Origin of the sequence: uncultured Fibrobacter sp., from assembly GCF_947305105.1 — a bacterium.
Taxonomy (GTDB): domain Bacteria; phylum Fibrobacterota; class Fibrobacteria; order Fibrobacterales; family Fibrobacteraceae; genus Fibrobacter.
In genome coordinates this window covers 21645-31733 of sequence record NZ_CAMZCS010000034.1, presented here as the reverse complement: position 1 = coordinate 31733, position 10089 = coordinate 21645, and the positions used below count along the sequence as shown (strand labels likewise).

Here is a 10089-nt window from a genome sequence, read left to right as displayed (position 1 = left end):
TCCAGAACAACGTTGTTGTAAGCGATTCCGGTGCAAGCCGCTTGACCCGCGTGGGCGATGTTGTTTATGTAAATATTGACCAGACTGGATATTATTACCTCGAGGTCGTGGACGCATTTGGTACGTTGAAAAACCGCCTTTTCGAAGGGACATGGAATGTCGGTGAACACACTGTGCAGATACCCGCATCCGCGATGAAACCTGGCCGCTACATCGTGCTCCGTCGTGGGAACACCATACTTAACTGGCAACTTTTGAAATAGGGGCTGAGATTATATGAAAGGACTTGTCAAGATTATTCTCCTTTTTGCCATACCCATTATTCTGTCTGCGTGCATTTTTGACGACGAGGACGAAAAGTGGGATGCCGCGAAGGTGTGCCCGGAAACAGGAACGAATTCCTACGGCATGCCCAATCGCGGCACGTTCACCGACGAACGCGATGGGCAGGTGTACAAGTACACCACCATTGGAAAACAGGTTTGGATGGCGGAAAATCTGAGGTACAGGTTGCCGTATCCGTATAGTTACGCACCCGGAGAGGATTACTCTTATGTAGACGAGCAAAAAAAAGACACGGTTTATCGTCGCGATACTACTGGTCTCGGTGAAATTGGGAAGAAGATGCAGAGCAAGTGTACAGATGCAGATTGCATTGCAGCCGAATTTGTTGCGACATTTGGGCGGTACTATTCTTTGATTGTCAATGGCGATGGCCATGGTCCGTTAGACTGGGATATCGTAGACTCTGTTTGTCCCAAGGGATGGCATGTTCCCACAAGAACTGAATGGGAAATACTCTTTGTCCAAGCGGATGGAAATACGGAACGGTTGATGAAGGTGGTTCCTTGGTGGCAAACCGTTTCAGATGTGTGCGCTTTTTCTTTCGTTCAAGCGGGGCATGCTTGTGTGCCAATTGTAAATTTTGAGAGCGTCCTTCACTCTGCAGATTATTGGACTAGTACGCAATATAGTTCTGAGTATGTTTACATCGCGCAATTGATGTACGCCACTTTCTTTGAAGATGCTAATCTACATAAAATACCCATCCGCTGTGTAAAGGACTAGTACTATGAAAACAATCATCTTTTCCCTCCTTCTCTTTTCCATTTCCTCCTTCGCGCTTTCCCTTGACCAGGTCCGTGCAGAGCTCAAGAAGTCCGCTTTTGCCCGCGATTCCGTGGAGATGAGCATCAGGACCACGGTCGACACTCCTGCGGGCAAGCAGGTTGTTTCCATTTACATGGTGCAAAAGGGAACCTCCAAGACTTATACTGAGATGAAGTCCCCTCTCCTGAACCAGCGTAGTATTGTGAATGGTTCTCGCATGAAGGTGATTGACCTGAATACAAAAAAATCGCAGATATTGCCATACAATGGCAAGGCTCTGGAGGCGCAATCCTATACGAAATTCAACCCACTCGATTCTGGCGTCTGGCAGGAACCCGTTTATGTTTCAGGCAATCTGTATTCAATTGCCGGAGACAAAGGAACGTTGTATTACGATTCTGCAAAAAAACGCATTGAGAAAATAGAAAGCAATGATGCCGAAAAGAATACGCTGACCACTTTCACCTATGATGCCTTGGACAACCTCAAAAAGATGGAAGTCTCGGTAATCGTATCCGGTATCGAGACCAAAGTGACGACAGAGATCCTCGCTTTGCGTAGTTCAGCAAAATTCCCAGATAAACTTTTTGAATTTTAGGTAATTTGTTGTTATGAAATTAAAAAACATCGTACTACTTTTACTTGCTGTATTTTTTTCTTCCTGCCTTTCCGGCGGGGATGAAGAAGATGATGAAATAGTCCATGATGATTTCGATGCCGCAGTGGTTTGTCCGGAATCAGGCACTAACACCTATGGCATGCCGAATCGGGGAACTTTCGTGGACGAGAGGGATAGCAACAGCTATCGGTATACCACCATTGGCAAACGGGTATGGATGGCCCAGAATTTGAGATTCTTTGACATTGAACATTATGATTATGACTTTAAAGGGTCAACGTGTTATTATGAGGAAGATAGCTGTGCTGAGAAAGGTTTTGCCTATTATGACAATGGTTATAGGGAAAACGCATGTCCTCTGGGGTGGCATCTGCCAGATATTGAAGAATGGAATGAACTCATCAAAACGATGGGGGGCGATACTCTTGCGGCATCGCGCTTAAAATCTAGCAGTGGTTGGAAACCCCTAAATCCCGGAGACAATGGTAATGGCTCGGACGATTGCGGCTTCAGCGTTTTACCGGCAAAGACGACTGTCTATGGATATGATGGTTATAGGGCCTATTTTGTAAGTTCATCACCTGGACTTTTAGGGAAGTTGACAAAAATATTCGATACGGATGATCCTGTAATCAAGCAGAGTGATTGGTCTAGTGCGAATGCCTCAATCCGTTGCGTAATGGACTAGCTTTTTAGAAAGAGGGATGGGGAGAGGGATGTCCGCAGGCGGTAACCTTTACTATGTTTCCCTAGTGTACAACAACGTAGTTCTCAAACCGGGCAAGCGTTCGGCTGCCGTGAAGTTCGGGCTCCATGCCCAAGGCTGGTCCGAATCCGCATACAGCGCGTCCGATGACCCGTCGCATCACGGAATTGGTACGGGCCAGAATCTGCTCGTTGCGGATTCCGTTGTGGTGCTCGATCTGAACGGTAACTTGCTCTGGGGTAAAGTGCCTCGGCCGAATTTTCAAAACAACGTTGTTGCAAGCGATTCCGGAGCGAACCGTGTGACTCGCGTGGGCGACATGGTTTACGTCAATATCGACCAGACGGGATATTATTACCTTGAAGTCGTGGATGCCTTTGGAACGGTGAAGAACCGCATCTTTGAGGGAACATGGGACGTTGGCGAGCATATGGTACAAATTCCCTCATCCGCGATGAAGGCCGGTCGCTACATTGTGCTGCGCCGAGGGAATACTATACTTAATTGGCAGTTGTTGAAATAGGGAATGGTTATGAATAAGTTGTATCTTTCTGCTTTGTTTATTTTTCCCCTATTGATGTCGTGTACGACAGATCCAGATGATGGTGACGATGGTTGGGATGCTGCGAAAGTGTGCCCGGAAACGGGATCGAACTCCTATGGCATACCTAACCGCGGCACATTTACTGATGAACGAGATGGTAATGTCTATCGTTATACTACGATTGGTGAACAAGTCTGGATGGCTGAGAACCTGAGGTATGATTCAGAGTTTAGCGGATGTATGGACCATTTTGGCGATTCTTGCAAAACCTTTGGTCTCTATTATTCGTTGTATGAGAAAATACCGCCTTCTCAATACGTCGTAAATGATTCAATATTTGGATTTATTTGTCCTAACGGGTGGCATATTCCTTCGTTGGATGAATGGAAAACGATGATTAAAAAAATGGGTGATAAAGCTGCGCTTAGACTGAAGGGGGGAAAGTATTGGGGGAATAATCGTGAAGCTGGAACAGATGAATGTTCATTTAACGCTTTGCCTGCTGGTGCGCTTAATTATACAGGTTCCATGTCATCTTTTCTTACAGAGGCTTTTTTTTCAACAACAAAAAAAAATGAAGATGGAAATTTGAATGTTGTTGTGTTGGATGTTGATTTTCGCTATGGTTATTTCTTTTCTAGAACATCAACACGTTGCGTAAAGGATTAGTTTATGAAAAAAATCATCTTCACCCTCCTTATCCTTTCTATTTCTTCCTTTGCCCTTTCCCTTGACCAAGTCCGTACGGACCTCAAAAAGTCCGCTCATTCACGTGATTCCGTGGAAATGAGCATCAGGACTACGGTCAACACCCCTGCGGGCAAACAGGTTGTCTCCATCTACATGGTGCAAAAGGGCGCGTCCAAGACTTACACCGAGATGAAGTCATCGCTTTTGAACCAGCGTAGCATTGTGAACGGATCTCGCATGAAGGTAATCGACCTGAATACGAAAAAGTCGCAGATATTGCCGTACAATGGCGAGGCTTTGGAGGCGCAATCCTATACGAAGTTTAACCCGCTCGATTCCGGCGATTGGCAGGAACCGGTTCATGTGTCCGACAACCTGTATTCTATTACGGGTTCGCAGGGGGTCTTGTATTACGATTCTGCAAAAAAACGCATAGAGAAAATAGAGAGTAATGATGCCGATAAGAGCGCACTGACCACTTTTACTTATGATGCCTCGAACAACCTCAAAAAGATGGAAGTCTCGGTAATCGTATCCGGCATCGAGACCAAAGTGACGACAGAAATCTTCGCCCTGCGCAGTTCTGCAAAGTTTCCGGACAAGTTGTTTGAATTTTAGGTAAGCATTATGTGGAAAAATAGTGTAATAGCAAGCATTTTTATCGCGGGCATTTTTACTGCTTGCGTTTCCGATGACGATGAAGAAGAAAAGTGGAACGCTGCGGAAGTGTGTCCCGATAGTAAACGGGGAACTTTCACTGACGAGCGCGATGGACAGGTGTATAAATATACCACCATCGGCAATCAGGTATGGATGGCCGAGAATTTGAAATATGATGCGGAGTATAGTGTTTGTCTAGAAAAATTTGACAAATATGAAAACTTCTGTAACCAGTATGGAAGGTTCTATTCCTTGCAAAAAAATGAAAAATACAGGGAAAATTTGGATGAAAATCTTGTGAGCGGGGTCTGTCCCGCTGGCTGGCATCTGCCATCTCTTGCAGAATGGAAAACCATGATTGAAATTATGGGAGGATTCTCCCAGCAGTCGTCTGCATTACGGTTGAAGAGTGGAAGTGAATGGTCTAATGGTACTGGGGAGAATGCTTGCGGTTTTTTAGCAAAGCCGGCAGGCGTGTACGTAAACGAGGAAGAAGGGGTCCATTTTGTTCGGTATGATGCCGTTTTCTGGACATCCACAAAAGATGGTTCTCAAGATTACTATACGATAAAAATTGAAAAGGAAGTTTCCGTTTTCAATCATTTCCCCAAAATGTCGATTCGCTGCTTGAAAGATTAGTCATGCCACCCGCATGGGGTGACGTGGGGTATCTTAGCGTTTTAGCCTAAAGAACTCTGCCGCGAGTGATGAGTGCTGTATGGATGGAGCCTTTATCTTTTTTTTGACCTCTCACGGGTGGTTTTACGATGCGTGCTTTCGGCTGTTTTTGCCTGGGTTTGTGGACTACGGCCAGTCCGGCTGGGCCGCTCCCGAACCGAGTGTCGAGGCGTTCATCTATTATGAAAACGCTTACGAAACAACGTGGGCACGCCCGAGAATCAAGCTGCACAACCTTACCGGTCAGTATATATACGGCGCACGCATCCGTTACTATTATTCGGGTGAGGGCTCCGCTGTGGCGGCAGAGTCGTGGTATCCTAAAGGCCCTGTATCGTTGGTGCACGATGCCGGTGATGTTTATTACGCCGAGTATGCGCTTGCCGAACCCATTCCACCGCATGGTTACGCGAATAATGGGAGCGCAATTCAGATTGGGCTGCATCGTACTCCGGACTACAAACCGTGGAAGATCCAGGACGACCCGAGTTACGAGCACGGTTCTGCTTATGGCTATGTGGAGGCGAAGGGCGTTGTCGTGCTGAATTCAAGGGGTGAGATGCTCAATGGTTGGAATTGTGTCGATGACGGCATGCCCGCGACGACCCCTGCGTCTGGCATTCGTGCTCTTGCTGCCGAGGAGTCCAACGAGCCGTGGAAGAACAGCACCATTGCAATCTATGTTGAGAATAACGGTTCCGACAGTATTTCCGGCTTTGAGGCGCGGTACTACTACCGCGATGCCACGGGCACCATGGAACCGCCTGACTGGTACTACCTCGGACCGGATACTGCCTCTGCGATACCTTCGAAGGTGGCCGCAGGCGGTAACCTTTACTATGTTTCCCTAGTGTACAACAACGTAGTTCTCAAACCGGGCAAGCGTTCGGCTGCCGTGAAGTTCGGGCTCCATGCCCAAGGCTGGTCCGAATCCGCATACAGCGCGTCCGATGACCCGTCGCATCACGGAATTGGTACGGGCCAGAATCTGCTCGTTGCGGATTCCGTTGTGGTGCTCGATCTGAACGGTAACTTGCTCTGGGGTAAAGTGCCTCGGCCGAATTTTCAAAACAACGTTGTTGCAAGCGATTCCGGAGCGAACCGTGTGACTCGCGTGGGCGACATGGTTTACGTCAATATCGACCAGACGGGATATTATTACCTTGAAGTCGTGGACGCCTTCGGTACGCTGAAGAACCGCATCTTCGAAGGAACATGGAATGTCGGCGAGCATACGGTGCAGATGCCCGCATCCGCGATGAAGGCCGGCCGTTACATTGTGCTCCGTCGTGGGAACACCATACTTAACTGGCAACTGTTGAAATAGGGGCTGAGATTATATGAATGGACTTGTCAAGATTGTTCTTTTTTTTGCCATTCCTGTCATTTTTTCCTCGTGTATTTTTGACGACGAGGAAGAAGGGGAAAAGTGGAATGTAGCGAAGGTGTGCCCGGAAACGGGTTCGAACTCCTATGGCATGCCCAATCGCGGCACATTCACCGATGAACGAGATGGAAACGTCTATCACTATACAACTATTGGTGACCAAGTTTGGATGGCGGAGAACTTAAGGTTTGAGTTGCCGCATCCGTATAGCATGTGTTATGGAATGGAATATTGTTATCCTAAAAAAAGATCTTTAACAGATACGGCGACTACTTGTTTTAAAGATACCACAAAACTTACCGATATAGCCCAAAGAATGCAGTTAGTTTGTATCGACAATGACTGTATAGTCGAGGAATATTGCAAGAAATTTGGCAGGTACTATGCGCTCAAGGAGGGGGTGCCGAATACGGACTATGCTCTCTTGAACCGTGATGTAGTAGATACCGTGTGTCCAAAGGGGTGGCATCTGCCTACAAAAGCGGAGTGGATGATTTTGGGAAAAAATGTTGAATATGAGTATTTTAGATTGACCAGTGATGATTCTCTATTAGCAGATAGGTATATTAGAGCGGAAAGTAATGAGTGCGGATTTTCTGCTTTGCTTGGCGGGTATATTAATGAAAATGGATCTTTAAATAGAATGTTTCTTACTGTAGGTTATTATTGGACATCTACGGCAAGAAGCGAGAGTTCAGTGGAGACTATGCTTTTTATTGCCAATGGAGACCCGACCCCTTTTGGTCCTGATGCTGGCTTTAACACTATTCGTTGCATAATGGACAGTCCCATGTCAACTCAGAGGTTGGATACCCCTTGAAATGTGACATAAAATACGATTTTTGACTAGAAATTGTAGATAATGGAGAAAAACATGAAAAAAATGGTCCTGTTTCTATTTTTTTTGATTTTCCCCTTGTTGACATCATGTACGACAGGTTCTGATGAAGATGAAGTTTGGGATGCAGCGAAGGTGTGCCCGGAAACGGGTACGAACTCCTATGGCATGCCCAATCGCGGCACGTTCACAGATGAGCGCGACGGGCAGGTGTATAAGTACACCACTATCGGAAAACAGGTGTGGATGGCACAGAACCTGAATTACGACGTGGAAAAGGACGCCTGCTACTATGAGGAGGACGATTGCCGGACAATGGGCCGTGTCTACTATCCGACGGAACGTCCCTGCCCTGCCGGGTGGCACGTGCCAACTATAGAAGAGTGGTATCAACTTTTCAATGTTTTTGGCGGCGAAACCGAAGCAACGACACCCTTGAAAGCGACTTACAGTTGGACGGCGCTGAATCCTGGGGATATGCCAAACGGCACGGATGATTGCGGTTTTAGCGCAGTTTTTGCCGTTAACGGTCGCGAAACAATGGGCTTTGAATCGGGTTTCCTAAGTTCAACCATGACACCTGAAGGAAATTGTGATACAGGACATCTTTGGACCGTTTCATTCTCGTCGTATAAACGCATTGCTTGTTGGAATGATTTGTGCCATTATTCTTCTAAATACATTCGTTGCGTAAAGGACTAATTTATGAAAAAAATAATCTTTATTCTCCTTTTCTTTTCCATTTCCTCTTTCGCCCTCTCTCTAGATCAGATTCGCGCTGACCTCAAGAAATCTGCGCTTGCTCGTGATTCCGTGGAAATGAGTATTAGGACCACAGTCAACACTCCTGCGGGCAAGCAGGTGGTCTCCATCTACATGGTGCAAAAGGGAACGTCCAAGACCTATACTGAGATGAAGTCCCCTCTCCTGAATCAGCGTAGCATCGTGAACGGTTCCCGCATGAAGGTGATTGACCTGAATACGAAGAAGTCGCAGATATTGCCGTACAATGGCGAGGCTCTGGAGGCGCAATCCTATACGAAATTCAACCCACTCGATTCCGGCGACTGGCAGGAGCCCGTTCATGTATCGGGTAGCCTGTATTCAATTGCCGGTGACAAAGGAACGTTGTATTACGATTCCGCAAAAAAACGCATTGAGAAAATAGAAAGCAATGATGCCGAAAAGAATACGCTGACCACTTTCACCTACGATGCTTCGGACAACCTCAAAAAGATGGAGGTTTCGGTAATCGTATCCGGCATCGAGACCAAAGTGACGACAGAAATCCTCGCTTTGCGCAGTTCAGCAAAATTCCCGGACAAGTTGTTTGAATTTTAAATCCATAGGTGTTGCATGAAAAAAAAGCTGTTTCTATTTGCTTTGCTTTTCTCAAGTTTGTTGACCGCCTGTTTATCTGATGAAGATGAAGGTGAAAAATGGGATGCGGCAAAAGTTTGCCCTGAAGAGGGAACAAACGCTTATGGCATGCCCAATCGCGGAACCTTCACGGATGAACGCGATGGTGAAGTGTATCGCTATACCACCATCGGGGACCAGGTATGGATGGCGGAGAATTTGAGGTTTGCGTTGCCGTACCCGTATAGTTTTTGTTATGGGATCGAAGCATGTTATTGGCATAAACGCTGGGAATCGGACGAAGTGGGGGAAACTTCATGCTTTAAGGATACGGCATCCCTTGCCGAGATAGCCGAAAGAATGCAGTCGTCTTGCACCGACAATGACTGCATTGCCAAAGAGTATTGTGAAAAATTCGGGCGGTATTATTCGCTCAAAGATAGAGACCAGAAAACAGGTCATGAACTTTTGAATCGTGATGTAGTGGATTCTGTTTGCCCTAAAGGTTGGCATGTCCCATCAAAAGCTGAATGGCAAGTTTTGATTGACAACGTTGAAAATGACATATCTAGAGTGTTAAGTAGCGAAGCCTATTTGTTTAAAGGATTAAATAGAATAGGAAATGACACATGCGGTTTTTCCGCTTTATACGCAGGTTATGTTAAAACGAAAATAGAGGAGTCTTTTGTAACGGCCAATTTTTGGACTTGTACGACTGATAGTCCGTTATTTGTGAATGAGGTTGGTTTTCAAGAACAAATGCAAATTGGACTTGATGCGGGTACGATTTCTCTCAGATGCTTAAAAGATTAATTTGGCATGGAATTAATTGTGCAATTGCTTTTGGCGAATGAATCCTAAACGCTTTAAATAACATCCCGTTCCGGAATGGAGCGGGGTGTTTTTTTTTACTATGTTTCGTTTGTGTAGAACAACTTAGTTCTAAAATTCGATGGGAATATCCGGTGGCTTTGAAATAGGGGGAATTGGTTCATGAAAAGACAGGCTTGTTTCTTGATTGTGCCGATGCTGGCTTTTGTAGTGTCGTGTACGACGGACCCCGACGATGATGACGATGGTTGGGATGCTGCGAAGGTGTGCCCGGAAACAGGCACGAACTCCTACGGCATGCCCAATCGTGGCACATTCACCGATGAGCGCGATGGGCAAGTTTATAGGTATACCACCATCGGGAATCAGGTGTGGATGGCGCAGAATCTGAATTACGATGCCCCATATAGTCATTGCGAGCATCGTAGATGCGCGGCAATCTCCGTCATCGAACAGGAAGCCCTGTCTTTGGGACAGGGCGGTGAATATATAAATTAAAGTTCGCGAATTGTCTTTTCTGAAAGGCCCGTGAACTCGATGATTTCTTCAATCGGCTTGTTCGCGTCGCGCATTTTCTTCGCGATTTCGGTTATTGCTTCATACCGTTCCACGGCTTTGTCAAAGTCACTCATGTCTACTGTCATAAGATACCTCGAACTGAAATTAC

General features: G+C 46.3%; 15 protein-coding genes. 14 read left to right on the top strand and 1 reads right to left on the bottom strand.

Annotated elements, in window-relative coordinates; translation table 11 throughout:
* The 14 genes from Q0Y46_RS12570 to Q0Y46_RS12505 all read left to right on the top strand — a co-directional run.
* Positions 1-263 (top strand): hypothetical protein (locus Q0Y46_RS12570; RefSeq protein ID WP_297947801.1); only part of this gene is annotated, 263 nt, incomplete at its 5' end.
* Positions 264-276: 13 nt separating this feature from the next.
* Positions 277-1068, top strand: coding sequence for an FISUMP domain-containing protein (locus tag Q0Y46_RS12565; protein WP_297947799.1), 792 nt, complete (start codon positions 277-279; stop codon positions 1066-1068).
* A gap of 4 nt (positions 1069-1072) precedes the next feature.
* Complete coding sequence (locus Q0Y46_RS12560; RefSeq protein ID WP_297947797.1) at positions 1073-1708, top strand: hypothetical protein; 636 nt, start codon at positions 1073-1075, stop codon at positions 1706-1708.
* 13 nt (positions 1709-1721) lie between these two features.
* Positions 1722-2417 (top strand): FISUMP domain-containing protein, encoded by a 696-nt coding sequence (locus Q0Y46_RS12555; protein ID WP_297947796.1) that lies wholly within the window; start codon positions 1722-1724, stop codon positions 2415-2417.
* 28 nt (positions 2418-2445) lie between these two features.
* A complete protein-coding gene (locus tag Q0Y46_RS12550) occupies positions 2446-2958 on the top strand; it encodes a hypothetical protein (protein ID WP_297947794.1) in 513 nt (170 codons plus the stop codon).
* A gap of 9 nt (positions 2959-2967) precedes the next feature.
* Entirely contained in the window at positions 2968-3648 is a 681-nt protein-coding gene (locus Q0Y46_RS12545) for an FISUMP domain-containing protein (protein WP_295681595.1), read from the top strand.
* Positions 3649-3651: 3 nt separating this feature from the next.
* Positions 3652-4287: a hypothetical protein gene (locus Q0Y46_RS12540; protein WP_295681598.1), complete on the top strand. Its 636-nt coding sequence runs from the start codon at positions 3652-3654 to the stop codon at positions 4285-4287.
* A 9-nt stretch (positions 4288-4296) separates the two neighbouring features.
* A complete protein-coding gene (locus tag Q0Y46_RS12535) occupies positions 4297-4968 on the top strand; it encodes an FISUMP domain-containing protein (protein ID WP_295681600.1) in 672 nt (223 codons plus the stop codon).
* A 148-nt stretch (positions 4969-5116) separates the two neighbouring features.
* Positions 5117-6334 carry a hypothetical protein gene (locus tag Q0Y46_RS12530; protein WP_297947791.1) on the top strand — a complete coding sequence of 406 codons (1218 nt, stop codon included), beginning with the start codon at positions 5117-5119 and terminating at the stop codon, positions 6332-6334.
* A 13-nt stretch (positions 6335-6347) separates the two neighbouring features.
* On the top strand, positions 6348-7214 hold the full coding sequence (locus tag Q0Y46_RS12525) for an FISUMP domain-containing protein (RefSeq protein WP_297947789.1): 867 nt from the start codon (positions 6348-6350) through the stop codon (positions 7212-7214).
* 99 nt (positions 7215-7313) lie between these two features.
* Entirely contained in the window at positions 7314-7934 is a 621-nt protein-coding gene (locus Q0Y46_RS12520; RefSeq protein ID WP_297947787.1) for an FISUMP domain-containing protein, read from the top strand.
* A gap of 3 nt (positions 7935-7937) precedes the next feature.
* Entirely contained in the window at positions 7938-8573 is a 636-nt protein-coding gene (locus Q0Y46_RS12515) for a hypothetical protein (RefSeq protein WP_297947785.1), read from the top strand.
* A gap of 15 nt (positions 8574-8588) precedes the next feature.
* Positions 8589-9404, top strand: a complete 816-nt coding sequence (locus Q0Y46_RS12510; RefSeq protein WP_297947783.1) for an FISUMP domain-containing protein — start codon at positions 8589-8591, stop codon at positions 9402-9404.
* Positions 9405-9584: 180 nt separating this feature from the next.
* Positions 9585-9920: an FISUMP domain-containing protein gene (locus Q0Y46_RS12505; protein ID WP_297947781.1), complete on the top strand. Its 336-nt coding sequence runs from the start codon at positions 9585-9587 to the stop codon at positions 9918-9920.
* Here Q0Y46_RS12505 and Q0Y46_RS12500 read toward each other — a convergent pair.
* Complete coding sequence (locus Q0Y46_RS12500) at positions 9917-10066, bottom strand: hypothetical protein (protein WP_297947779.1); 150 nt, start codon at positions 10064-10066, stop codon at positions 9917-9919. The genes Q0Y46_RS12505 and Q0Y46_RS12500 overlap by 4 nt on opposite strands.
* Between the last annotated feature and the right edge of the window lie 23 nt (positions 10067-10089).